20 protein-coding genes are annotated in these 26346 nt (G+C 53.4%); 6 read left to right on the top strand and 14 right to left on the bottom strand.

Annotation, left to right across the window (positions count from 1 at the left end):
• Positions 1–130: 130 nt before the first annotated feature.
• The 11 genes from QWY20_RS12840 to QWY20_RS12790 form a co-directional block, all read right to left on the bottom strand.
• A complete protein-coding gene (locus tag QWY20_RS12840; RefSeq protein ID WP_330129411.1) occupies positions 131–658 on the bottom strand; it encodes a hypothetical protein in 528 nt (175 codons plus the stop codon).
• A complete protein-coding gene (locus tag QWY20_RS12835) occupies positions 658–1536 on the bottom strand; it encodes a hypothetical protein (RefSeq protein WP_330129410.1) in 879 nt (292 codons plus the stop codon). Before QWY20_RS12835 ends, QWY20_RS12840 begins: the two co-directional genes overlap by 1 nt.
• Before the next feature lie 366 nt (positions 1537–1902).
• The gene (locus QWY20_RS12830; protein ID WP_330129409.1) at positions 1903–2304 is read right to left on the bottom strand and encodes a ribonucleotide reductase subunit alpha; all 402 of its coding nucleotides are present in this window, start codon (positions 2302–2304) and stop codon (positions 1903–1905) included.
• A 112-nt stretch (positions 2305–2416) separates the two neighbouring features.
• Positions 2417–4252 carry an anaerobic ribonucleoside-triphosphate reductase gene (gene nrdD / locus QWY20_RS12825; RefSeq protein ID WP_330129408.1) on the bottom strand — a complete coding sequence of 612 codons (1836 nt, stop codon included), beginning with the start codon at positions 4250–4252 and terminating at the stop codon, positions 2417–2419.
• A gap of 15 nt (positions 4253–4267) precedes the next feature.
• Positions 4268–4717, bottom strand: a complete 450-nt coding sequence (gene nrdG, locus QWY20_RS12820; protein WP_330129407.1) for an anaerobic ribonucleoside-triphosphate reductase activating protein — start codon at positions 4715–4717, stop codon at positions 4268–4270.
• Positions 4718–5141: 424 nt separating this feature from the next.
• Positions 5142–6350, bottom strand: coding sequence for an alginate export family protein (locus QWY20_RS12815; protein WP_330129406.1), 1209 nt, complete (start codon positions 6348–6350; stop codon positions 5142–5144).
• 205 nt (positions 6351–6555) lie between these two features.
• Positions 6556–7323, bottom strand: coding sequence for a peptidylprolyl isomerase (locus QWY20_RS12810; protein WP_330129405.1), 768 nt, complete (start codon positions 7321–7323; stop codon positions 6556–6558).
• A gap of 178 nt (positions 7324–7501) precedes the next feature.
• On the bottom strand, positions 7502–8200 hold the full coding sequence (narI, locus tag QWY20_RS12805) for a respiratory nitrate reductase subunit gamma (protein WP_330129404.1): 699 nt from the start codon (positions 8198–8200) through the stop codon (positions 7502–7504).
• Complete coding sequence (narJ, locus tag QWY20_RS12800; protein ID WP_330129403.1) at positions 8197–8937, bottom strand: nitrate reductase molybdenum cofactor assembly chaperone; 741 nt, start codon at positions 8935–8937, stop codon at positions 8197–8199. The genes narI and narJ overlap by 4 nt, the downstream gene beginning before the upstream one ends.
• Before the next feature lie 3 nt (positions 8938–8940).
• On the bottom strand, positions 8941–10476 hold the full coding sequence (gene narH / locus QWY20_RS12795) for a nitrate reductase subunit beta (protein ID WP_330129402.1): 1536 nt from the start codon (positions 10474–10476) through the stop codon (positions 8941–8943).
• Positions 10477–10496: 20 nt separating this feature from the next.
• Positions 10497–14219 carry a nitrate reductase subunit alpha gene (locus QWY20_RS12790; RefSeq protein WP_330129401.1) on the bottom strand — a complete coding sequence of 1241 codons (3723 nt, stop codon included), beginning with the start codon at positions 14217–14219 and terminating at the stop codon, positions 10497–10499.
• A 337-nt stretch (positions 14220–14556) separates the two neighbouring features.
• Between QWY20_RS12790 and QWY20_RS12785 the strand changes: the two genes are divergently transcribed.
• Positions 14557–16350, top strand: a complete 1794-nt coding sequence (locus QWY20_RS12785) for a histidine kinase (protein ID WP_330129400.1) — start codon at positions 14557–14559, stop codon at positions 16348–16350.
• Here the strand turns inward: QWY20_RS12785 and QWY20_RS12780 are convergent.
• Both QWY20_RS12780 and QWY20_RS12775 read right to left on the bottom strand, forming a co-directional pair.
• Positions 16347–18887, bottom strand: coding sequence for an EAL domain-containing protein (locus QWY20_RS12780; RefSeq protein WP_330129399.1), 2541 nt, complete (start codon positions 18885–18887; stop codon positions 16347–16349). The two genes, QWY20_RS12785 and QWY20_RS12780, sit on opposite strands and share 4 nt — an antisense overlap.
• 149 nt (positions 18888–19036) lie before the next feature.
• A complete protein-coding gene (locus tag QWY20_RS12775) occupies positions 19037–20653 on the bottom strand; it encodes an MFS transporter (RefSeq protein WP_330129398.1) in 1617 nt (538 codons plus the stop codon).
• A 305-nt stretch (positions 20654–20958) separates the two neighbouring features.
• On the opposite strand from QWY20_RS12775, the gene narL reads away from it, so the two are divergent.
• The 5 genes from narL (at position 20959) to QWY20_RS12750 (ending at position 25336) form a co-directional block, all read left to right on the top strand.
• The gene (gene narL / locus QWY20_RS12770; RefSeq protein ID WP_330129397.1) at positions 20959–21612 is read left to right on the top strand and encodes a two-component system response regulator NarL; all 654 of its coding nucleotides are present in this window, start codon (positions 20959–20961) and stop codon (positions 21610–21612) included.
• Positions 21609–22826 carry a molybdopterin molybdotransferase MoeA gene (moeA, locus tag QWY20_RS12765; RefSeq protein ID WP_330129396.1) on the top strand — a complete coding sequence of 406 codons (1218 nt, stop codon included), beginning with the start codon at positions 21609–21611 and terminating at the stop codon, positions 22824–22826. The genes narL and moeA overlap by 4 nt, the downstream gene beginning before the upstream one ends.
• A 142-nt stretch (positions 22827–22968) precedes the next feature.
• Positions 22969–24333: an amidohydrolase family protein gene (locus tag QWY20_RS12760; protein WP_330129395.1), complete on the top strand. Its 1365-nt coding sequence runs from the start codon at positions 22969–22971 to the stop codon at positions 24331–24333.
• A gap of 1 nt (position 24334) precedes the next feature.
• A complete protein-coding gene (locus QWY20_RS12755; protein ID WP_330129394.1) occupies positions 24335–24835 on the top strand; it encodes a gamma-glutamylcyclotransferase family protein in 501 nt (166 codons plus the stop codon).
• Between the two features lie 84 nt (positions 24836–24919).
• Positions 24920–25336 (top strand): GFA family protein, encoded by a 417-nt coding sequence (locus QWY20_RS12750; protein ID WP_330129393.1) that lies wholly within the window; start codon positions 24920–24922, stop codon positions 25334–25336.
• Positions 25337–25342: 6 nt separating this feature from the next.
• On the opposite strand, the gene QWY20_RS12745 is transcribed toward QWY20_RS12750, so the two are convergent.
• Positions 25343–26335, bottom strand: coding sequence for an AraC family transcriptional regulator (locus QWY20_RS12745; RefSeq protein ID WP_330129392.1), 993 nt, complete (start codon positions 26333–26335; stop codon positions 25343–25345).
• Positions 26336–26346 lie beyond the last annotated feature (11 nt).

Below are 26346 nucleotides of genomic sequence, written 5' to 3'. Positions count from 1 at the left end.
TCTGTGCCAAGCGACTAGCCGGCATCCGCCAATTACCTTGATTACATTACGTTCAGCTGCAGAAAAAGTTCATGTAAAAATCCCGCTGCTGTTTGCCGCGGGATACTGAAGCTGAATGTGGTGAAGCGTGTCAGGACATGGGTGGGGTTGGTTTGAACATAGGAAGCTTTTGGCATTTTTGCCGGTGTGGATTTGCAGTGCAATCAGCGATAGCAAGCTCCAGGCAGTGCTGAGCGGAATGAGTGTAAACCATTACTTTATCATGCAGCCATTTGCGTGATTGCAGTTCGCATAGTTGGTACCCATTAGCCTGCAAGTAGTTCTCGGTTGTATGATGGATCAGCTGTGGCAAAATAACGATTAGGCCAAGACCGATAAAAAAACCATAACTGGCAGTTTTGTTTTGTGCTTTGGTAACTGCTTTTCCTCGTAACTTGTTAATCCCAAAGTAGAGGAGGATACAACCCAGCATAGCCCCACCAAAACAATAAAAGGCGCCTTTATTCAGGGTAATCGCATCAGCGCTGGAGAAAAGACCATCTAGTAGCAGGTATAAGTAATACCAGAAATAGATGAAGCCAAAAATGGTGAGCGCTGTAATGAGTAACCACCCTGCTGCTACTTGCCAAGAGTTAAGATTAGTGTCTTGTTGCTTCATTAATAAAACCTTGGATTTATAAAGCGCTCTAAACGATGTTTTGCTGCATCAATAGCAGTTCTTCTAACTGAATCAACAATGTAGTCTAACACTGGTTTAGCGGCTCTGGAGGCAGTTTGTGTAGCTTTTTCTCGAACATTACGCCGAATTTGTTGTAAATAGCTCTGGGATTGAAGACTGAGTTCTTCTAAGCCTTGAACCACTTTTTCTGATATGCCGAAATACTCATCAAGTGAATTTAAGGCTGGAGTCAAAACAATACCTACTAAAACAACAGCAGCAATGGGACCGACAGCAATTCCAACAGCCGCAGCCACTGCTGCACTTGCAAGATATGCTGCACCAACAGTTATAGCAACCTTTACTACATCAACGGCTAAATGACCAATTAACTGAGTGAGTGTTGCTTCATCACGCAAAAAGAAATCAGTAACTCGGTAAGCTCCAACTAAGTAAAGTGTTAGAATACCACCTGATCGAGCAGCAGCTTGAGCTGCATGTTTGCCCAGGCCAAGAGCCATTACTTTTGTATTGTTAACAAGATAACGTGTGCCTGTCAGGATTCTTCGAAGCCCAGCTTGTCCTTTTAAGATGATATAGGATTTACCATTATAAGATTTCACATAAGCTTGGCCTAATCCCCCAAGAGCATAACCTAGTTGTGCGAGCTTTGTGATGTCCCCAGTTAAGGCGAAATAATTGGCTCCAAATTCCACTGTTCCCCTTATCTGCTCCCAAATTGTCTGGGCTTGAGAATTGCCTCGCTGTGCTTGAATCGCTACGATTTCATCCATCATATCTGGTGATATTACAAAGACATCGTGCTGGTTTTCTTGGATAACCCGTTGCATACAACCTTTCTGTTGCTCTGTTAGCATTGAAACCTCAAATTAATTTTTATTTTAACATTGCATTTTAATTTAACTTCACTTTTTTTCAAGCGCAATTTGCCCTAATAGTTTGTCTCTGCTGGAAGGGTCTTAAATGTCAAAAGAAGTCGAAGATCTGAAGGTTTTACAGAACCAAATAGAGTTACAAAAGCCCTTAGCTGCTTTGATCTGTAGAGGAGAAATTTTGCTCTAAATCTGAGTGTTTAGAGCAACTGCACCAAGAGGGTGATCTACAGGGTTTCAACCAAGAGAAGCCTATTCTTAGTTAAGCAGAACTATGTCCTGAACCAGAGCTTGAAGGGTACTCAAATACGGTTTTGTATTGGTAGCTAGTTGGTAGATCGTCATAAACCTTTACTGAAATTGTAAGAGTTCACCTTGCTTATTCACCGCCAGGAAATTCGCCACCTGGCCGGCTTCAATGCGCTGTACCATCAGCTTGAGCGGCTGTACCGCTTCGTCGGAGTTAGGCGCAAACCCAGCGCGGCCTTCCATGCTGGAAATAAAGGCGATGTCCCAATCCAGTTCAGTTTGTTTGGACTCGTCAACAAAAGCTGAAAAATCCAGCACTTCTTCCGGTAGTTTATCGACACAAAGTACCGACTCCAGATAACCACCTTCGCCCTGCTCAAAACGGGCTTGCTGCTCGGCGGTTGCTTCTTTGGGCAGCTGCATTTTGGTGAGCACAAACAACAATCGCTGCGGCTCGGCCTGATGACAGGCCATCTCGATAAACTGAGAATAGGTTGAAAACATAGGGCACCTGTTATCGGTTAACTTACTGTCGAGCAGTGTAGCAGCCAAAGAGTGCAGAGCCGACCAGGCAAAAGTGGCAGTGGCTACCCCGAATGGGGTAGCCGTTTGGTGATTAAGCCTCTGCGGCAACGACCTGAGCTATTGAGGGCTGAACGTTGAGCGGCTGAGGCGAACGATGGTAGTGCCGCAAGCCATGCTCTTTACGCCGGCCGCTGCTAAAGGCCGAGACCCGTTTTAAGTAACCAATCACCCTGGTGCCGTGATCCACGTCGCTGCTGCCGCAATGGCTGCAATGGTGCAGGGTGCGTTTATCGATGGCTTCGCACTGATTGCAGATGGTGATTTTGACATTGACGCAGAAGTAATTGCAGCCGGTATGGGCGGCTATGTTCAGCATTGCCAGGTAGCCGTCTTCATCCAGCTTTTCATCCAGGTTCAGGTGCAGCGCCGAGCCGCCATCCAGGTAATCCAGCAGCTCTTTGCCATGCAGCTGAAACTTATCCAGCGCATTGGTCTGCTCGTCTTCCACCACATAGAAATAGGAGTTGTAGCAATCGCGCGGTACCTTGTAGCCGTCTTCTTTGTCCCATTTGGCATTTTTAATCCCCAGGTTTTCCGCCGGCACAAACTCGGTGTTAAACAGATAACCGTACTCGGCTTTGGCGGCTTTGTTGGCATCATAAATGGTTTTTAGCTGCTCACGGACAAAGGCGATGTACGCCGGGTTGTTGCTGGCCACCAGGCCTTGCGATTCGGCTGCTTCGACCATGCCATTGATGCCGATGGTGAGAAACTGTTTATCCAGCGAGATAAAGCCAGCGTCGTACACGGTGAGCAGGCCTGCGGCCAGATACTCTTCCATCAGCTTGCGGTAGGCCACTTGGTACTTGTGGATCTTATCGACTTCGGTGGCCAGATCGCGGCCATCCTGCACCAGCCGGTTCATATTGATGGTAATCACATTGATGGAGCCGGTGGCGACGCCGCCTGCGCCCAGTGAGTAAGAAAAGGTGTTGTCGCTGATTTCGCTGCGCAGTCGACAGCACGAGGCCAGCGAATCGGCATTGTCCGACAGATAAACAAAAAAGGAGCTGTCGTTGGCCAGCTGTTTGGCCATGCTTTTAGCAAAGTGCTGATCTTTGCACTGACCCTGTTCGGTCAGCATGGCAACGGTAACCACCGGGAAGGTCAGGATGGTTTTTTTTCGCTCTTCATTAAACCAATCGAGAAAGAAGTGTTGCAGGGCATTCACCGACGACCAGTTGGGTTTGGTCAAGTCGTCATCCGGAAAGACAAAGTTGCCGAACATGCTGTCGAAGTAGTGCTGATCGTACACCGAAATGTTCCAGAACACGCTTTGATAACCGCGGGCGGCGGCAGGCTGGTTCAGCGCATAGACCACATGCTGCAGGTGGTTGGCAATCAGCTTCGGATGGGTTTGCAGGTAGTTGTCGCCGTAGTCTTTGCGGGCAAAGTAGTCGAAGTAGGTGATAAACTCGACGGTGGCGACGGCACCGGCAAATTGGCTGCTGATGGCAAACACAAAGTTAACGAAACAGCCGCAGAACGACTCCAGATGCTGGGGCGCTTTCGACTCACCGCCGAGCTTGGTCAGGCCATCGCGCAGGAAGGGGTACAGGGTGACCGAGACGCAGTAAGGCTTTAAGCTGGTTTCATCGTGCACATAGATCTCGTGCTGTTCGATTTGGCGGCCGTACTCTTGTGCCAGCTCAGGGCCAAACAGTTCTGCAATTTTCTGGCTGACTTTGCCACGATTGACCTGAATAAAGATGTCTTTCATCATTTCGGCTTCTAGGGTGGCGATGTTTTTCTGGGTGACATTGGCGTTGGCATCCATTTTCGAGCCATCGGCGGCGTTTTGGGCGCTTAAGTAATGGTCGATAAAATCCAGCTTTTGCTGCAGTTGGTCTGGTTGTAAACGTAACATAGTCAAGCTCCTTGCTTAGCGGATAAAACGGTGGTTCAGGCTTTGGCCTGTGCGTAAATCCACCAGTTGTTGGTTGGTAGTAAGGCTGTCCAGGCCGCCGCGCTCAGGCAGCCAGCGGCCGGTTTTTAAATAGGTCAGTTCGGCTTTCAGCTTTGGCTCGATATCATCCAGCCCGGTGTAGAGGCAGGTGTGAAGGCCGTGCCGGCGCGCCAGCTTCAGCTTGCGCTCTAGTTCCAGGCTCTGCCATTCCCCGCCCAAAAACAGCACACAGCTGATCAGGCCCCGGTACTGGTTCAGACGTTGCTCAAAGTACTCATCGGTCAGCAGGGTGCCTTGGCTGGCATCCCAGGTCTCGGTGCTGTGGCAGCCTTTGCAGCCAAGTGTGCAGCCGGTGATGGTGTAGGCCAGCGAGACTTCACCCGGAACCTCCTGCCAAACTACTTGTTCGATACTAAAACGCAGCATAAAAACCTACATCTAGTGTTATTATTTATTTTTGTGTCTATATCTTGTGTTTTAGGGTAGGCCTTCTGTGGATGCAAAGCTTGATCTGGATCAAGGTTTTGCTGCTGCTCAAAGCTGCCAACGCCTCAGAGCCGCATCTTTGCTGGATCCTTTACCTCTTCATGGATAGTGGTGCTGTAAGTTAAAAAAAACCGCCCACTGAAAACCAGGGGCGGTGCAGAGGAGCCAGGAAAACTGGCTGTGGAGTTGGTTAACCTTTAAATCGATAGGCTGCTTTACAACTAAACTCGAGGCTGTAGCGATCGGGTACGCTAAGCAGACCTTTGCAGCCCCGGACGGGCTGCACAGAGCCCCCAGGGATGGGTTTACGGCGTGTCTGAGTGCGCTACCCGGTCGATGCAGCTCTGCACAGATCCTTTTTGCGTTAAATCGAATAACTCAGCATCAGCCAGAATTTCCGGCTATCGACGGCAAAGCTGCTGGCCTGATAATCCGCCAGCTTTAGCATGCCTTGAAGCTGATTGCTAAAGCGGTAACTGGCCGTCAGGTTCCACTCGCTGCCATAGCGTCGGCCATCGGTATCGCTGTGATAGCGGTGGTAGTTCAGCGCCAGTTGCACCGGGCCGGCCGGATGACGCACTCCCAGCCACTGATCGCGCAAGCCATCGTTTGGTGTCACTAAAAACAAATCGGCAAAGCCCTGAAAGGCATGCAGGGTAGCCAGCGGTGTTTGAAAAGCGCTGCTGCCATCACCGGCCAGCCGCTCGGTGCCGGCAATCAGTTGCAGTTTGTGTTGCTGCCAGCTCAGTTGCAGCCGGTGGTAATGGTGTTGGTAACTGAGCGGCGCATTATGACGGTCTTGCTGCCTGGCTGCTGCTAAGTGTAGGCTCAAGCTTTGTTGCTCACCCAAGGCCCACTTGCCCTGATAATCCAGACCAAAGGTCAGGCTGCTGCGCACGGCCCAGTTGTTAAAGTCCAGATCGTAGCCATAGGCTGCCAGTTGCTGAGATGAGCTTAGTTGCCAGCTTAAAAGACCGGTATAAAACTCACCGCGCTGATTGGCGGCCGGACCTTTGGGGCCAAACACCCGGTTGACGTTGTGCAAACGGGCCAGGTCCAGTGTGATGGCCGGGGTAAAACTGTGCTGCAGCCGGTAACCATCAAAGGTCTGTTCGTTCTGTCGCCAGCCGACACCGCCTAAAAAGCGCTGATTCAGGTGATTGATGCGCTGACGGCCCATCGTAAAACTGGTGTCTTCACTCAGCTGGTATTTAAGGGCAGCCTGGTTGATATCGGTGCCTTTCGGATCGGCCACCACGCTGTACTGGCCGTTGCCATTGACGGTGCTGTTATAACTTTCCCCACCCAGTACACTGACGTTGTCCACTTCCAGTAAACCAGACAAGCCATAAGCCTGGCCGGTGGCCAAAGTTAAACGGCTGCGCAGGGTGGATGCAAGGGCGTCCTTTAACGCATTGTCCTGATCCACATGCTCGATGCGGTAACGAAAATTGGCATTGATCTGGCTATCATTCAGCACAGCGCTCAGGGTATTGGCGCTGCTATCTGCAGCGGCCAGTGCCAGGCTGGGAACCAGGGCGAGGCAAGGTAGGGCGAACAGTGGTGATTTCATGGTAATCTCCTGATGTGATTGCCTGAAGTGTACTGATGCCGGATGAGAAGAGCTTGATTAGGATCAACAAAATCAATGCCTTACCAATACAGGGCTAGGCCTTGTTGCCGAGTGGGTAGATTGAGTTTTTGGCTTTGCCACTTCAGGGGTATACATGCAAAAGGCGAGCATGGGAGCTCGCCTTTGTATCGGTAGAATCACAGTATTATTGCATTAATGGCGAGTCCGACAGATTAAAATCGTAGCCGTCAATCTCGGCCTGTACCACCAGGGTATGGATATACTGAGCGATGGCTTTGCGCCGCACTTTTTCATTCAGATAATCGGCGATTTTCTGCTCTACAGCTGCAAAGGGCAGCGGCTGGCCGGCGATTTTTTGCTGAATAAAGACCACATGAAAGCCATAGCGGCTTTCAACCGGTGCGGGCATCAACCCTGCTTCGGCTGCAAACAGCTGGCGCTCAAATTCCGGCACGGTCTGGCCTTTGCTGATTTGGCCTAAGCTGCCACCGGTCTGGCTGGAAGGGCAGGCGGAGTATTTGCGCGCCAGTTCAGCAAAAGATTGGCCTTGCTGAAGTTGTTGCAGCAATTCTTCGGCCAGTGCTTTGGCGTGCACCCGCTCTTGGTCATCATCCGGCGCTGCGGCCAGCAGAATGTGTTGCACTTCGAGCAAGGGCGAGCTGGTAAAGCGCTGAGGGTTTTGCTGGTAGTAGTGCTCGCATTCTTGCCGGCTGGCGGTCGGGATTGGTACTTCGCGTTCAATCAGCTGTTCCAGGTAATCGTGTTCGCTGGTGCTGCTTTGATTGGTGGCTACTTCCAACCCAAGCTGCTGGGCACGTTGGCGCAGTAGCTCGGCAATCACCAGCGACTCGGCAGCTTTTAGCATGGCAGCACGCTGCGAGTCGGCTGGGTGGTACTGCATTTCTGCCAGGATGGCCTGTTCAGAAATTTGGGTTTGGTTGACTTGGATCATTTGAAATTTCCTATGGACCAAAAGGTGCTTGTTTATACCGCGATCTGGCAGAGCTGGATGGTGGAGCAAAAATCAGGGCCTGACCAGCATCCATGCTGTTCAGGTCCCCTTTATTGCTTCCCCAGCATCGCCTTCAGACATTGGTGTAAAGTCCGGGCGCTTTTACTCCATTACTCCATTAAGCCTTACGGCCACCAAAGCGACGGCGTACCACCTGATAGTTGCGGCCAAAGTAACCAACCGGCACGCTCCAGATATGCACCAGGCGGCTGAACGGGAACAGCACGAACAAGGTCACACCCCAGAAGATATGGGCTTTGTAAATCCAGTGCAGATCCGCGACAAAACCAATGGCTTCAGCCGGACGGAAGGTCAGCAGGTAACGCGACCAGCTCATCAGATCTTTCATCACATAGCCGTCCATATGACCGGTGGAGACAAAGATGGTCAGGATGCCCAGGATCAGCTGCCAGTAAATCAGCAGCAAAATCAGTGTATCCATGGTCGAGCTGCTGGCTCGTACCCGTGGATTGAACAAGCGGCGGTAGACCAGCATGGTCATGCCGATAAAGCAGATCACCCCGAAGAAGCCACCGACACCCATGGCAATGAGTTGCTTGCCGGCCAGGGTAATGCCAAGGAAATCCCAGACTTCGTAAGGGATCACCAAACCTGCAAAGTGACCAAAGAAAATCATGATAATACCGACGTGGAAAAACACACTGGCCACGCGGAAGTACTTTTTATCCAGCATCTGACTGGACTGGGCTTTCCAGCTGTACTGCTCGCGCTCATAGCGCAGCAGGCTGCCCAGAAAGAAAATCACCGAAGCAATGTAAGGGTAGATCCCAAACAACAACATATCTGTAAAGTTCATGACGCAACTCCTGAGCGGACAGTGTTTCCGGGTGCCTGACTGGCATCGGTCCATTGCAGTGGTACGTGGTGATCGCGCCGCTGCTTTTCAGAGGGTTTGTGGCTGCTGCCGCAGCCATCCTGTTCTGAGCCCGGGCCAAAGGTCACCATTTCTTCTTCCCAGACTTTATCCAGCGCTTCTTTGGTATCGTCACGCTGCTCGTTTTTCAGCTGCTCACGCACCGAGTCCAGCTCCACATCAACCCCAGACAGTTCCAGCAAAGCACTGAACAGCACCTGATAATTGCAGTTGCGCTGCTCCAGCCGGCACAGCAGCACCGACAGAATATGCGCCACTTCAGCCAGGCCGAGGGCGGCATTCTCGTCGCCCTGAGTGCTTAAGAACTCCAGGTATAGCGGCAGATGATCCGGCAGCTCGCGAACATCAATCTGCAGGCCAGCCGACTTGTACTGGTTCATCAAATCGACCATGGCCTGACCGCGGTCGCGCGACTCACCATGCAGGTGTTCAAACAACAGCAAGGACAAGGAGCGACCGCGCTCGAACAGGCCGTCGTAATCGGACTGCCAGTCCATCAAATCGCCGCTAAAGCGTTGCTCGATAAAATCGAGCAGGCCTTGCTGCTGCGTTTCAGACAGCGGCGACTCGGCCACCAGCTGCCTGGCATCGGCTTTGGCCGCCAGCAGCGCTTCGGTCGGGTATTCCAGCAACAGGGAAATCAGTTGTAGTATGCGCATGCCTTACTCCTTTACCGTGACCGGGATCACTTTACGGACCCCTTTGCTGCTGCCACCAAAGATGTTCAGCTTGCTGTCACCACCGCCGCAGCCATTGCCGAAGCTAAAGCCACATTCGCCTTTTAAATCGTAAGCATTCTCGGCGTAAGCCCGGTGGCTGGTGGGGATCACAAAGCGATCCTCAAAGTTGGCCAGCGCCATGTAGCGGTACATTTCCTCGACCATCTCTTTGCTCAGGCCGACCTGCTTCAGTACTTCCAGATCTTCCACACCATCGACCTGCTGCGAGCGTTTGTAGGCACGCATGGCAATCATCCGCTCCAGCGCCCGTACTACCGGTGCCTCGTCGCCTGCGGTCAGCATATTGGCCAGGTAACGCAGCGGAATGCGCAGCGATTTCAGATCTGGGATTTCACCGTTCATACCGACATGGCCGGCTTCGGCCGCACTTTGAATGGGGGACAGTGGCGGTACGTACCAGACCATCGGCAGGGTGCGGTACTCCGGGTGCAGTGGCAGCGCCACTTTCCAGTCCATCGCCATCATGTAGACCGGCGAGCGCTGGGCGGCTTTTAACCAGTTATCCGGAATGCCTTCCTTGCGTGCCGCCTCTATCACCTTGGGATCGTGCGGGTCGAGGAACAGGTCCAGTTGCGCCTGATACAAGTCTTTCTCGTTGGCAACGCTGGCCGCGGCTTCAATTTTGTCGGCATCGTACAGCAGCACACCAAGGTAGCGGATGCGGCCGACACAGGTTTCTGAGCAGGTGGTGGGCTGGCCGGCTTCAATCCGCGGGTAGCAGAAGGTGCATTTTTCCGACTTGCCGGTTTTCCAGTTGAAGTAGATTTTTTTGTATGGGCAGCCGGACACGCACATCCGCCAGCCGCGGCATTTGTCCTGATCAATCAGCACAATGCCGTCTTCTTCACGCTTGTAAATGGCGCCACTCGGGCAAGAGGCAACACAGGTCGGGTTCAGACAGTGTTCGCACAGCCGTGGCAGGTACATCATAAAGGTCTTTTCAAACTGACCGTAAATGTCTTTTTGCACCACCTCGTTGAAGTTCTGGTCTTTTTTCCGTTTTTCGAACTCGGTACCAAGAATTTCTTCCCAGTTCGGACCCCACTCGATTTTTTCCATCCGCTGGCCGCTGATCAGCGAGCGGGGCCGGGCGACCGGCTGGTGCTTGCTGTCTTTGGCGTTGTGCAGATGCTGGTAATCAAAATCGAACGGCTCGTAGTAGTCGTCGATTTCCGGTAGGTCCGGGTTGGCGAATAAATTCGCCAGCACCCGCAGTTTGCCACCGATTTTTGGCACCAGCTTGCCGTTGCTTTTACGCTGCCAGCCACCTTTCCATTTGTCCTGGTTTTCCCATTCTTTTGGAAAGCCAATGCCCGGCTTGGTCTCAACGTTGTTGAACCAGGCGTACTCTACGCCTTCGCGCGAGGTCCAGACGTTCTTGCAGGTGATGGAGCAGGTGTGACAGCCAATGCATTTGTCCAGATTCAGCACCATGCCGATTTGTGCTCTGATTTTCATGATAACTCCTTACTCCAACCTTATTCGGTATCCAGCCAATCGACCTTGTTCATTTTGCGAACAATGACGAACTCGTCGCGGTTGCAACCGACGGTGCCGTAATAGTTAAAGCCATAGGCCTGCTGGGCGTAGCCACCAATCATATGGGTTGGCTTCATCACGGCCCGGGTCACCGAGTTGTGAATGCCGCCGCGGCTGCCGGTCATTTCTGAGCCCGGTACGTTCACAATCCGCTCCTGAGCGTGGTACATCATGCTCATGCCTTCAGGAACCCGCTGTGACACCACAGCCCGGGCCGAGATGGAGCCATTGACGTTAAAGATTTCGATCCAGTCGTTGTCTTCAATGCCGGCGGCTTTGGCGTCGATTTCACTTAACCAGACAATGGGGCCGCCGCGGGATAAGGTCAGCATCAACAGGTTGTCGGAGTAGGTGCTGTGAATGCCCCATTTCTGGTGTGGGGTGATCCAGTTCAGCACAATTTCCTTGTTGCCATTGGGCTTCTGGTTCAGCACCGGCTGCACCGTTTTCAGGTTGATTGGCGGCTTGTAGGCACAAAGGGTTTCGCCAAAGTCGCGCATCCACTCGTGATCCTGATAGAACTGCTGGCGGCCGGTGATGGTGCGCCATGGGATCAGCTCGTGCACATTGGTGTAGCCGGCGTTGTAGGACACATGCTCATCTTCCAAACCCGACCAGGTGGGGGAGGAGATGATTTTGCGCGGCTGCGCCACGATGTCGTTGAAGCGGATCTTTTCCTCTTCTTTCGGTTTGGCCAGATGGGTGTGATCGCGGCCGGTAATTTTACTCAGCGCGCCCCAGGCTTTTACCGCCACATGGCCATTGGTTTCCGGTGCCAGCGATAAAATCACTTCGCAGGCATCGACCGCCGACTCAATTTTGGCCAGGCCTTGATTGATGCCTTCGCCGGTGTGGGTGCGGTTCAGTTTGCGCAGGAACTCGACTTCTTCTTTGGTATCCCAGCCAATGCCTTTGCCGCCATTGCCGATGTTTTCCATCAGCGGGCCAAGCGAGGTAAAGCGGGCATAGGTGTTGGGGTAATCGCGCTCCACCACATTGATGTGCGGCATGGTTTTCCCCGGAATGGCTTCGCATTCGCCTTTCCACCAGGCTTTGACACCATAAGGTTGCGCCAGCTCGGCCGGGGTATCGTGGTGCATCGGGGTGGTGACTACATCGGTTTCTTTGCCCAGGTGGCCCACACAGACGCGGGAGAACTCTTTGGCAATGCCTTTAAAGATTTCCCAGTCACTGCGCGCTTCCCACACCGGGTCAATGGCGGCGGTCAGCGGGTGAATAAAGGGGTGCATGTCCGAGGTGTTCATGTCGTCTTTTTCGTACCAGGTGGCCGTTGGCAACACGATGTCGGAATACAGACAGGTAGTCGACATCCGAAAATCCAACGTCACGAACAGATCGACCTTGCCTTCGGCAGGCTGTTCGGTCCATTCCACATCTTCCGGTTTCTTGCCGCCAAACTCGCCCAGATCTTTCCCCAGCAAACCATGCTTGGTGCCCAGCAGGTGGCGCAGCATGTACTCATGGCCTTTGCCGCTGGAGCCCAGCAGGTTCGAGCGCCAAATAAACATATTGCGTGGGAAGTTTTGCGGATTTTCTGGCTGCTCGCAGGCAAACTTGACTTTGCGATCTTTCAGCTGCTGCAGCACATAGTCTTTTAGCTCCACACCGGCAGCTTTGGCTTCGGCTGCCAGGCCCAGTGGGTTCACCCCAAGCTGAGGCGCGGAAGGCAGCCAGCCCATGCGTTCGGCACGGCTGTTGAAGTCGATAATGCTGCCAGACCACTTGTCTTTGTTGGCCAGTGGCGAAATCACTTCGCTCATGTCCAGTTTTTCATAGCGCCACTGGCTGGAGTGGTTGTAGAAAAAGGAGGTACCGTTCATATGGCGCGGCGGACGCTGCCAATCCAGCGCAAAGGCCAGTGGTGCCCAACCGGTTTGTGGCCGTAGTTTTTCCTGGCCGACATAGTGCGCCCAGCCGCCGCCGCTTTGGCCCACACAGCCACACAGCATCAGCATGTTAATCAGCCCACGGTAGTTCATGTCCATGTGGTACCAGTGGTTCAGCGCGGCACCGACAATCACCATGGAGCGGCCACGGGTTTTATCGGCGGTGCGGGCAAACTCGCGGGCAATGCGAATGACATCGGCACGTTTGACGCCGGTAATGGCTTCTTGCCAGGCTGGGGTGTACGGCACGTTATCGTCAAAGCTCTTGGCGCGGCTGTCATCGCCCAGGCCGTTGTCGACGCCGTAGTGCGCCAGCATCATGTCAAACACCGTAGCCACTAAAGCGGTGCTGCCATCGGCCAGTTGCACCCGCTTGGCTGGAATTTTACGCAGCTGAAGGTCGCTGTGCTCGGTGTGCTGGAAGTACTGGTACTCGTGCGGTGCGCCGCCAAAGTAAGGGAAGGCGACTTCAACCAGTTCGTCGTGCTGATCTTTTAAGCTCAGCATTAAATCAACCTCACCCTGGCGGTCTTTTTGCTCCAGGTTCCACTTGGCAGCATCTTCGCCCCAGCGGTAGCCAATGGCGCCATTCGGGCTGGTCAAACGCTGATCTGCCGCGTTGATGGCAATGGTTTTCCAATCCGGGTTGTTGCTTTCACCCAGCTGATCAACCAAATCGGCCGCCCGCAGGAAACGCCCCTGGGTTTTATGGCTGCCGGTATCCTCCAGCATCACCAGCATCGGCATGTCGGTGTAGCGTTTGATGTAGTCGGTAAAATAAGTGCTTGGGTTATCGACGTGGAATTCTTTTAAAATCACATGGCTAAAGGCCATGGCAAGAGCCGCATCGGTGCCCTGACGCGGGGCCAGCCAGGTGTCGCCAAACTTGGAGGCTTCGGAGTAGTCCGAGGTAATAACGCAGGTTTTGGTGCCTTTGTAACGTACTTCAGTCAAAAAGTGCGCATCCGGGGTGCGGGTTTGCGGTACGTTCGAGCCCCAGACAATGATGTAGTTGGAGTTGTACCAGTCGGCCGACTCCGGTACGTCGGTTTGCTCGCCCCAGATTTGCGGCGAAGCCGGCGGCAGGTCGCAGTACCAGTCGTAGAAGCTTAAGCAATTGCCGCCAATCAAGGATAAGTAACGGGCACCGGCGGCGTAGGACACCATCGACATCGCCGGAATGGGCGAGAAGCCGGTGATGCGATCCGGGCCATAGGTTTTGGCGGTGTAGGTGTTGGAAGCGGCTATCAGCTCGTTCACCTCATCCCAGCTGGCGCGGACAAAACCACCCAGGCCGCGACGCTCTTTGTAGCTTTTGGCTTTGACCGGATCGCTGATGATGGACTCCCAGGCTTTAACCGGATCGCTGTGCTGCGCTTTGGCTTCGCGCCACAGCTTCATCAGCTGGCCACGCATCTTGGGGTACTTTAAGCGGTTGGCACTGTAGATGTACCAGGAGTAACTGGCACCCCGCGGACAGCCGCGTGGCTCATGGTTTGGTAAATCCGGCCGGGTGCGTGGGTAATCGGTCTGCTGGGTTTCCCAGGTGACCAGGCCATCTTTGACGTAAATTTTCCAGCTGCACGAGCCGGTGCAGTTGACGCCGTGGGTCGAGCGCACCACTTTGTCGTGCTGCCAGCGCTGGCGGTAGCCTTGCTCCCAGCTGCGGTCCTGATCGGTGGTAACGCCATGCCCGTCGGAGAAGGGCTCTTTGCGCGCAGTAAAATAGCGCAGTTTGTCGAGTAGGTGACTCATCGTACACTCCTGGTCTTGTCCTGCATGAACAGACGGTTTTTACTTATTCAGTAGGCACATCATAGAAAGAACCGCTTAATGATGCTTGATTTGGATCAAGGCTTCCACTGAGCTAACTTACTGATTAAGAAGGGTAATACCCACTAAGTGGTAGTGTATTTTGGGGCTAAATGCCTGAAAATGCTGGGGCTGAAATCACGGAACTACCCCCTTGGTGTGGCGCGCTCACCTGGGCGGGGCAAAGGGGGTAGCTCGATTGTGCCGGCTGCAGGAACAATCGCGGCTGCATGCTGCTGCTTTTCAGGTTATGCTTAGATGAATTCGCATTGGAGATACTATGCGCCCTTTTTCCGTCGTTACCCGTATCAACATTGCGCTGGCTTGCATCGTGACGCTGGCGCTGACCACCATGATGGTGTCGTACTGGTTGTCGGATAAAGCCGACAGCGATGCCCATGCGGTCAATGTGGCGGGCTCCTTGCGGATGCAAAGTTACCGGCTGGCCTGGCTGAAATTGCAGCAAGAACCTGAACGCTTAGCCGGGGCAAAACAGCAGTTAAACAGCAGTTGGCAGCATCCGGTATTTAAACGTTTTTTGCACCAGCCAGAGATCCAGACCAAGTACGATACCGCTTATCAGCATTGGCAGACGGTGGCACCGTTGCTGGCGGCCGAACAAACCGATATTGCTGAGCTGGAGTCCGTATTGACCGAGCAAGTCCGTTTGCTGGATGTGCTGGTACTTGCTATTCAGCAGGATGCCGAGCAAAAAGTGCGGGCCTTTCGCACCGTGCAGGTGGTGGCAGTGCTGGCGACCATTTTGCTGTCCATTGTTGTGATGTACTGGCTGCGGGTGATGGTGCAGGAGCCATTGCAAGAGCTGATTAAAGGCGCCAGGCGCATTGCGCAGGGTGATTTTACCCACCGCATCACAGCGCAGCAGCAAGATGAACTGGGTACTCTGGCCCACAGCTTTAATAAAATGAATGGTGCCATCGGTTATATGTACGGCAATCTGGAAAAGCGGGTGCAGCAGCAAACCGAAGCGCTACAGCACAGCAACACCCGTTTGCAGTTTTTGTTTGATATAGCCCGCAGCATCAGTGAGCACAGTCTGCACTCGGCGGACTTTTCCGAGCTGGTGACCGAGCTGCAGACCATTCTTCAAACCGATGAACTCGAGCTCTGCCTGTTAACCGAGCAGGGCTCCAGCCCCTACTTGCAGGTGCAGCCGGAACAAAATCCACACATGCACTGCGTGAAAACCAACTGCCAGGATTGTGTATCGCAGGGGCAGGATATCCGCACCGAGCACGCGCAGCTGGTGTATCGCTATCCTCTGGACAGGGAGCAGCACCACTTTGGCGTGCTGGTGGTTCGGCAGGCTAAGGATAAGCCTTTGCACGACTGGCAGCAGCAATTGCTGCAATCGGTGGCCGATTTATTAGCACTGGCGCTTAGCTTAAAAGGCGAAGAGGAGCAGGTACGACGTTTGGCCCTGATGCAGGAGCGCTCGGTCATTGCCCGTGAGCTGCACGACTCTCTGGCACAATCCTTATCCTACTTAAAAATCCAGGTAACGCGGCTGAATAAAGGCCTGGCCAGTGACAACAAAGCCATGCTGCAGGATGTGGCCGATGAGCTAAAAGAAGGCTTAAGCTCAGCCTACCGGCAGCTGCGCGAACTGCTCACCACTTTCCGGCTTAAGGTGGATGGAGCAGGGTTGCAGCAAGCTTTGCAAACCACCGTTAAACAACTGACTGAACAATCAACGCTTCGGATCCGGCTGGATTATCAACTAGAGCACTTGCCACTGACGCCAACGGAAGAAATTCACTTGCTGCAGATCATTCGCGAAGCCAGCCAAAATGCCGTGCATCACAGCCAGGGCTCAGAGCTGTCGATAGAGCTGCGTCAGGGCAAAGACAAAGCGATAGAGTTACGACTGGAGGATAATGGCGTGGGCTTGCCGGCACAGCCGGAAAAACTCAACCACTACGGCCTGGCTATTATGCAGGAGCGCAGCCGGCAGCTTGGTGGCAATTTACAGTTAAAAAACCGACCTGAAGGCGGCACCGGTCTGTATTTCCGCTTTATACCTGAGTGCATGGCGCAACTGGCCAGTGCTTAATGAGCTCTGGTCTCGCTGTTGGTCGTAGTGTGCAGCCAGCTATGCAATTCAGGCATCGCAAGCGCTGGTGCATACAAATAGCCCTGCGCCATGCTGCAACCTGCGTTGAATAAAAATGCCTGTTGTTGCGGGTGTTCGACACCTTCAGCAATCACATCCAGTCCCAGCGCTTTGGCCATCGCGATAATGGCCTGAGCAATTTGCGCGTCTTCGCTGTTGTCTGGCAGTTCATCCACGAAGCTACGGTCGATTTTCAAACAATCAATCGGCAAACGCCTCAGGTAAGAAAGCGACGAGTAGCCGGTGCCAAAGTCATCGATGGAAATACGAAACCCCTGTTGTCGTAAATGAGTTAACAGGGCGAGGGTCGCATCTGCCTGCTCAGGAATTAAGCAGCTCTCAGTCAGTTCCAGTTCTATGCATTTGGGAGCAATGTGGTATTGCTGGAGTTGGTGTTGCAGTCGTTGACTAAAAGTAGGCTCCAGCAGTTGCAGAGCGGAAATATTGATGGCAACCGGCATGGTTAGCTGGTAGTCCCGGATATCCCGACATACTTGTGCCAATACCTGATCACTGAGCAGTGAAATCAACCCCAGCTTTTCCGCCAATGGAATGAAACTGGCCGGGGAAATAAATCCATGCTCACGATGTTGCCAGCGAACCAGAGCTTCCAACCCGGTCACATGCTGCGTTTGCAGGCAAACCTTGGGCTGGTAAAATACCTCCAAGTGCTGTTGCTGCAAGGCCTGGCGCAATGCTTGCTCCAGTTTCAACTCATTCTGGGTTTGTTGGCCAACACTCTCCTGATAGAAACAGTATTGGTTGCGACCGGCATTTTTCGCCTGATACATGGCGACATCGGCATGTTTTATTAACTGGTCGGCACTTTGCGCATCTTTGGGATAGACGCTGATGCCGATGCTGGTAGTCAGGAAGAAATCCTGTTCCTGCAAGCGAAACGGCAGGTCGAATTGACTGACCAGGCGTTTCGCCAGACTCTCGAGCGAGCCGATATCGTTGATTTCCGGTAGCAAAATAGTGAATTCATCTCCGCCCAGCCGAGCCACCGACTCGCCTTCTCGCACTGTGGCTTGCAATCGTTTGGCCACTTCTTTTAAGGCATCATCGCCGGCCTGATGCCCTAGTGTGTCATTGATGCGCTTAAACAGATCCAAATCCAGAAACAGCACCGCCATCTGGTGCTGGTGGCGATGAGCATTGGCCAGTGCCAATTTTAGCCGGTCCAGGAACATCCGGCGGTTGGCAAGGCCAGTGAGCTCGTCCAGGTAGGCCAGTTGATGGATTTTACTTTCCTGGTACTTGCGTTCGCTGATATCGCTAAAAATAGCCGCAAACTGGCAGATATCCCCATGTTCGCCCCGAATGGCGGTAATGGACAGCCACTCCGGGTAAATCTCACCATTCTTGCGCTTGTTCCAGATTTCCCCTTGCCAATGACCTTGTTCCAGCAAGGTGGCCCACAATTGTTTATAAAAATCTTTATTGTGTAAACCGGAACTCAGCAAAGCAGGGGTTTGACCAATGGCTTCTTCGGCACTGTAACCGGTGAGCTGGCTGAAGCTGGGGTTGACGGATTCAATCACGCCATGCAGGTTGGTAATCATGATGCCATCCAGCGATGCATCAATCACTTTTTGTGCCAGCCTTAAGTAATCTGCCGAGGTGCGCAGCGCCTGATCGCGTAGCTGCAGTGCCTGTTTTAATTGCTCGACGTAGGCGTATTCAACATTGATCAAAATATCGCTGAACGACAATAAACCACAAATCTGCTCCTGGGCGTTACAGACAGCGATATGGCGGAAGTTTTTTTCTTTCAGTAAGTCGACCGCTTGCAGCAAGCTGCAATCTGCCGTTACCGTCAGCACCGGACGCTGCGCCAGTTGCCATAACTCCGCATGGCAGTTGCCATCGGCAATCAGCCGGATTAAATCGCGCTCGGTAATAATGCCTGCAATACCATCCGGGTAGTCGACGATGGCTGCTTCGGCATTGTGCTGGTGCATCATTTTAACCGCCTGATTCAGTGGCATACTGCTGGCTAGACAGAGCGGCGGTTTAGAGATGCTGGAGCCAACATCACGCAACCTCAGGTAGTGCTCAATGCGCTGTTGGCGAATGATATCGCTTTGTGTCAGCATGCCAAGCGGTCGTTGTGCTTTATCCAGGACCAGCAAGCGGCGGATACGCTTTTGCAGCATCAGGCTGGCCGCCTGATTGAGGGGGGTATCCGCCGACACATGAATCACCGGGCTGGTCATCAACTGGCTAATCGGCTGTTTGTAAGCATCGATTTGTTGGCAGTTCAGCCGCTTCGCGTCGGCCTCAGTCCAGATACCCAGTACTTTATTGCACTCGGTCACCAGAATGCAGCTGACCTGATGCTGATGCATCAGACGGGCGGCTTGTTGCACCGGTGTATCGGGTGGGCAGCTAATCAGCTGCTTGCTGATCAGTTTGGAGACACAAGGCTCAGGCTCTTGAGCGTTGACAAACAATTCGGTCAGATGAGCTACCACAAATCACCTTGGCTGAGTAAAAAATAGCCAGCAGTATAAGAGTGGCTTGGCAGTTACCATTTGATCCAGCGCAAAGCGCCATCCCAAAATAGGTAAATTGCGACCAAAGTCGCATAGGCAGCAGCCGTCAGGCTGCTGCCAGCTTGAGATCACGGGTTGTAAAACTCACCGGATTTACGCAGGTAGTAAAACCAGTTCAGCACCAGGCATAGCGCGTAGAACACGGCAAAACCGATCATGGCGTATTCTGGCGTTGCCGCTTTGATTTGTTCACCAAAGACCTGAGGAATGTAGAAGGCACCATAGGCAGCCACTGCCGAGGTCCAGCCCAGCACCGGGCCGGCTTGTTCTTTCGGGAAGACCACAGCGATGGTTTTAAAAGTAGAGGCATTGCCAATACCGCTGGCCGCAAACAACAGCAAGAACAGCAGAAAGAACGGCATAAAGTACTGCTCTGGGGTGGCCGACTGATAGGCCTGCTGCATAAAGTAGGCGGCACCGAGCGCAGCTATCACCATCACCACCGCACAGACTTGGGTCACCAGAGCTCCACCTAAGCGATCCGAAATCCAGCCACCAACCGGGCGAATCAAGGCGCCAATAAAGGGGGCTATCCAGGCATAGGTCAGGGCGCTCGGGCCATTCGGATTGGGCGTGTTGTGCGTCATCACACCATCGACCAGGATGTGGCTATAGCCAAATATCACCTGAATCGACAGCGGCAGGGCAGCGGCAAAGCCAATAAAGGAGCCAAAGGTCATCACATACAGCACGCTCATCACCCAGGTGTGCTTGTTATTGAAGATTCGGTATTGTCGCTCCAGGCTGGCACGAATGGCACCGGGTAGGAATTTCAGCGCCATCACGGTGGCCAAAGGCACCAAAACCAGCACCAGCTCTTTAGGAATACTAAAGCCAGAGCCATTGGCCGACTCAGGTAAAATCAGCCACAAACCCAGTACCGACGTTGCCAGACCAATGCCATACATCGCCAGTTGTATAGAAAAAGAGCCAACTGCGCTGGGTAGTTTGGGGGTCACTTCCTCGGTGTGAATGTTGTTCATGCCAAACCAGATGGCAAATGCCAGTGGAATCAGCAGCAACAACCACAAAAAGCCAGCGTTTTGCACCCAGGTCTCACTGCCTGCTGGGATACTGCCAATCAGGGTACCACTGGCTTTTTGCAGTATCATGGGTTCACCGCCGCCCACTAAAGTAAAGGCACCAAAGGTCATAAAGAGTGGGATCAGGATCTGCATGGTGGTGACGCCGAAGTTACCAAGACCGGCATTCATGCCAAGCGCCAGGCCCTGTTTTTTCTTCGGGTAGAAAAAGCTGATGTTGGACATCGAGGCAGCAAAGTTACCGCCGCCAATACCAGACAGCAAGGCCATCAGTTGAAACACCCAGAGTGGGGTATTGGGATCCTGCAGCGCCATGCCCGTGCCAAAGGCCGGGATCATCAACAAGCTGGTGGTTAAAAATATGGTGTAACGCCCGCCGCAGAGCCGGACGAAAAAGCTGGCCGGAATACGCAGGGTTGCCCCGCTAAGACCGGCAATAGCGGCTAGGGTAAAAAGCTCCGATGCCGAATAGGGAAACCCTAAATTAAGCATCTGCACACTGATAATGCTCCACATCATCCAGACCGCGAAACCACAGAGTAAACTTGGAATGGAAATCCAAAGGTTGCGGGTGGCGATGCGGTTGCCTTCTTGCTGCCAGAAGGTGTCGTTTTCCGGCTCCCATCGTTTTAGATCAGACATAGTCAGACTCCTGTTTGCTGATGTGCTAACTATGCGTGCAGTGCCCTTGAACAACAATGTAACTCTGGGGTTAGCTCCAATGCGCTATCAACTATACATGGGTACCTACAATTAGGTATTCGTCTGTAGTCTTAGAAAAATTAAGATTTAAAATCATGCAGTTAAATTAGCCTTTTATTCTTTGCTTGCCAGCCATTCATGCTTGTTACTTTAGCGTGAATAGACCAAACTATGACTTGAGTCAAAGAATCCAAGCCATAAATCACGGCTAATAGCCGGATTATACAGCACCGATGGAGTAACCCATGAATTCTGAAGCAGCCAGCGTCATGCTGATTGATGATCATCCTTTATTGCGCAAAGGTCTCAGGCAATTGTTGGAGTATGAAGATGATCTGGATGTGGTGGCAGAAGCCAGCAGTGGGAAAGAAGCCATCCCTCTTGCCGTCGAGCTGGACCCGGATTTGATCATCCTGGATTTAAACATGCAGGGTATGGATGGGTTGGCCACTTTGCAGGCATTGCGTAAAGAAGGGGTCACCTCCCGCATTGTGATGCTGACGGTATCGGATGCCGATGAAGATGTGGTGCAGGCCATTACGCTCGGTGCCGATGGTTACCTGCTAAAAGACATGGAACCTGAGCAGCTGCTGGAGCAAATTCGCCGGGCTGTGACCGGTAAAATGGTGCTCAGCGAGTCGGTCGCCGCGGTACTGGCTACGGCGCTTAGAAAACCAGGCCCCAAACCCAATGCCGAGCTGAATAGCCTGACCAACCGTGAGTACGAAATTCTGAGTTTGATAGCCAAAGGCATGAGCAATAAGGTGATAGCGCGGGAGCTGGATATCTCCGATGGCACCGTCAAAGTGCATGTGAAGCATCTGCTGAAAAAGCTGGGGCTGCGCTCGCGGGTCGAGGCTGCGGTCTGGATGGTGAATCAGCAAGGAGCTAAGGCATGAGCATGATGCCGGTGCAGGATGCGATTGATGTCATGTTAAGCCAGGTGAGTCCGCTGGTTGCTACCGAACACCTGGGTCTGGCAGCTGCGCTTGGCCGGGTACTGGCCAGTGATATCCGGGCCGAAGTGACGGTGCCTGCTTTTGATAACTCAGCGATGGATGGTTATGCACTGCGCGCAGTAGAGGCGGTACCTGGCAACACCTTGCCCTTGGCAGGCACTGCACTGGCAGGGCATGCTTTTGAGGGGGCAGTTCCGGCGAATAATTGTGTGCGTATCACCACCGGTGCTGTTTTGCCGGAGGGGTTGGATACTGTTGTGATGCAGGAGCAGGTAGAGCAAGCCGGGCAGGGTATTCGATTGCTGCATGCACCTAAGCCGGGAGAGCATGTCCGTAAAGCTGGCGAAGATATTGCCCCAGGGCAGCTGGTGTTGTCCAAAGGACAACGGCTGTCGGCGGTCGATTTGGGCTTGCTGGCTTCGATCGGCCAGGCCGAGGTAACGGTGCACCGGCAGATCAAGGCTGCGGTATTTTCAACCGGTGATGAGCTCATCGCCCCAGGCCAGCCATTGCCGGCAGGTCACCTGTACGACAGCAACCGGGTGGTGCTAACTGCTATGCTAAAGCGGCTGGATTGCGATGTGCTGGATTTAGGCTTACTGCCTGACAAGCCTGAGGCAATCCGCCAGGCTATTTTACAGGCCAGCGATGAAGCCGATGTGTTGATCACCAGTGCCGGGGTATCAGTTGGGGATGCAGATTACACCCGACAATTACTCAGTGAACTGGGCGATATCGGTTTTTGGAAAGTGGCAATGAAGCCGGGCAAACCCTTTGCCTTTGGTAGCTTGGGGACATGCTGGTTTTTCGGCTTGCCGGGTAATCCGGTGGCGGCAGTCGCTACCATGGATGTATTGGTACAGCCTGTGTTGCGACGCCTGGCAGGTGAGCCGATGGCGATGCTAAGGCAGCAACCATTGGCGGCAGTGTCCGCAGAAACACTCAGAAAAACACCGGGCCGGGCGGATTTTCAGCGCGGCTTTTATCAGCAGCTAGACGGTCAGTTGCAGGTAAAACCAGTAGGCCGGCAAAGCTCTGCCGTGCTCAGTGGCGCCGCCAAAGCCAACTGTTACATTGCGTTGGAGCAAGAGCGGGGTCCGGTGGCTGCTGGAGAAAAGGTCCATATCTTGCCGTTTTATCAGATGCTCCGTTAGTCTTACTGCCTGGAGCCAGCTTGAATGTGAATGACCGCACCCTGGTCGCAGCAGGTGGCTCTTTGACAGCAGCTGGCTTGCGAAAAAAGCAGTGACTAACCATACTTGGCGCATCGTTTTGGGACGAAAGAGGACCTTGTTTATGCTGCGCTCAGGCTTTTGTTACTGCCTACTACTGCTGGTGATCACATCCTTGTCTGCTTGGGCTGACAACACGTCGGAGCCAGAAGCATCGGTTACGGTGTTTGACCAGGTGCAGGTGCTGCCAATGGACTCGGACCAGGTGCTCTCCAATCAGCGGGTGCTGGTTAAAGGCGATCGCATTGTGGCGGTAGCAGCTGCGGCGGAGCTGGAAATCCCGCAAGGGGCAACGGTCATTGACGGTCAGGGCCGATACTTGCTGCCCGGACTGGCAGAAATGCATGGCCATGTACCACCTACCGTTGATTTCAGTGGCATGCCCGCCCGTTATCTGGATGATGTGTTGCTACTCTATGTCGCCGGTGGTGTAACTACCGTGCGTGGCATGCTGGGCCATGACCATCAGCTGCGGTTAAAAGACGATATTGCCACCGGCAAGCGGCTGGGGCCAACCTTGTATCTGGCGGGTCCCAGCTTTAATCAACATACGGTGACCTCACCAGAGCAAGCCCGCGAGCGCGTGCGCCAGCACAAAAGTGAGGGCTGGGACTTACTAAAAATTCACCCTGGTCTGAGCCTGGAGCAGTATCAGGCCATTGCCGATGAAGCCAAACAACAAGGCATTGACTTTGCCGGCCATGTGCCGGAAGCCGTTGGGGTGGAGCAAGCGATTCAACTAGGCAGCCGCACTATTGATCATCTGGATGGTTATATGGCGGCGCTGGGCGGTTTTGATACGCCATTAACCGAGCAGGATATGGCTGAGCTGGTGGCGCTGACCAAAACGTATCAGGTGGCTGTAGTGCCTACTCAGGCATTATGGGAAACCATTATCGGCGCTGCCGATAGGGAGCTGCTGGAAAGTTTTGACGAGCTGAAATACATGCCATCCCGGGTAATAAACGGTTGGCGCCGTTATCTGGACGCGGCCAGTGGGGCCTATTACACCGGAGAAACAGCCGCCATTCATGCCGAAAACCGCCAGCGCTTGCTAAGTGCATTGTATCAGGCAGGGGTGACTATTCTGATGGGCACGGACGCACCGCAGCTGTACAGTGTACCGGGTTTATCCTTGCGCCGTGAGCTGCCTATGATGGCAGCTGCGGGCATGAGCCACTACGATATCCTGCGCAGTGGCACTGTGCTGGTGGGGGAGTACTTTGCCGAGCAGGATACTTTTGGTCTGGTAAAAGCTGGTCACCGGGCCGATCTGCTGCTGGTGGATGCGAATCCTTTGGATGACTTGTCGGCGCTGTACCAGCCAGCCGGTGTGATGGTGCGCGGGCAGTGGCTAAGCCGGGCAGAGCTGGATGCGAAACTGGCTGAAATAGCCGCCGCCCGTAGTGCCGAACAGCGAGGGCGTTAAGATGCTGTACTTTGCTTATGGCTCCAATTTATCGCTGGCCCGGCTGCGCCAGCGGGTACCGAGCGCTGAGCGGCTTGGCGTGTATCGGCTGCCCGGCTATCAGCTGCGGTTTCACAAAGCCAGCACCGATGGTTCGGCCAAGTGCGATGCCTTTTTTACCGGTGATAGCAGCCATCAGGTGCTTGGTGCCGTCTACAAGATGGATCCGGCCGAGCGGCCGGTGCTGGATCAGGCAGAAAGCTTAGGCACCGGTTACAACGCCAAACCGGTTTGGGTGCAGCACAGCGATGGTCACAGCCTGGAAGCGTTAATCTACTACGCCATCCGTATTCGGAATGATGTGATCCCATACGACTGGTACAAACATCATGTGCTGGTGGGGGCGCAAGAGGTGCAACTGCCAGATTACTACATTCAGGCCATCGAATCGGTGATTGCAGTGCCAGATCCAGACCGGCAAAGAGCCCAAAAGGAGTGGGCGGTGCATGGGTTATCATGTTAACAAGCATTACTTTTAGTAACAAAATACACTGGCGCATGACTTGATTTCATTTATAGTGAAAAGACACTTTATGGAGGCATGTCTATGCAAGCACAGTGTTTATGTGGTTCTGTCAAAGTAACCGCAAAGGAGCAACATCAAGTCAGTGTCTGTCACTGCGGTATCTGCCGCCGCTGGGGCGGTGGACCTTTGTTCGCCGTGCATTGCGGCCAGGATGTTCAATTTGAAGGCCGGGAGTTTGTGACCGATTATTCGTCTTCTGAATGGGCCAATCGCGGCTTTTGCCGTCGTTGCGGCACTCATATGTATTACCACTTGCTGGATGCCAACGAATACATTCTGCCTGCTGGCCTGTTTCAGGATGAAGCAGGGATGGCCCTGACGGAGCAAATCTTCATTGATCAGAAGCCGGCTTTTTACAATTTCCGAGAGCAGACCGAGAATCTGACCGAGGCCGAGGTATTTGCTAAGTATGCACCTGCATCAGATAGTACCGGTTGAACCACATCAACCTTTCCGTTCGGCGTACTGCCGTGGGCTGATGCCATTCCAGTTGCGAAAGGCGCGTTTAAAGCTGCGGGCATCGGAAAACGATAGCTTGTGGGCAATGTCTTCCAAGGTTAGTTGCTGCATCAACAGCAACTTGGCTTCCTGGTTTAATAACTGCTCTTTGTATTGGCGAAAGCTGGTTCGGTGCGCTGCCAGGCGCCGGCGCAGCGTGGCAACGCTGCAGCCTAAGGTGCGGGCGACACTGGCCTGATCGCGTAAACCTGACTCCAAAGCCAATCTGACTTTAAGCGGAAAGCTGGTCGCGCTCTGGCCGCAAGGCTCCGTGCCAAGGCGCTGCAATTCACTGTAGACCAAAGACGAGTTCAGGATTTGGCCGTCAGGTCGCTGAATGGCACGCGTTGCCAACTCGGCCGGGTAGTGCAGCTCAAAACAGCTGGCGGAAAAGCTCAGTGCCGTTTCGGTAAAGGTGGCAGGCAAGGGGGATTGGCTGGCCGCTTGATTCCGACTTTTGATCTTCAATAAAGGCACCGCAGAGCCTGCCAGGGTGGTGATCACGCCATGAATAAACACCAGTACCATATCCAGGTTAAAAGCAATGTACTGGCGCGCATCGGCGGTATAGGGAAAACTGCGATCATCAATGCGGTAAATCAAGTGGCGCTCAGTGCATTCCAGCTGATTGTAGTTGCCAGCATGAATAAAATTATACGCATTCGCCAGTTGCTGCAATGCCTGCTGAATCGTGGTGCAGTGGCAAAGGCTGGACAGCACATAGTCATTGGTCCCCGGCATTAATGGCCGCTCCGACAAGTGCAGCGACTCATCCTGTACTTCGATGGCAAAACGTTCAAGCAAGCGCAGCATACTGGCAGGGCTGCCTGTATCCCCAGTCTCTGTATGCTCAATCAGCCCATCCATGCAGACACCATGCGCTGCCATCATCTCAGATAACATCTGCCAGCTGTCTTTGGTTGCATGCTCTGTGGTCATCATTGTTCGCC

Origin of the sequence: Alkalimonas cellulosilytica, from assembly GCF_036325985.1 — a bacterium.
GTDB classification, from domain to species: domain Bacteria; phylum Pseudomonadota; class Gammaproteobacteria; order Enterobacterales; family Alteromonadaceae; genus Alkalimonas; species Alkalimonas cellulosilytica.
Note: the sequence above shows the minus strand (reverse complement) of the source record. Positions and strands in the feature narration are given on the sequence as shown.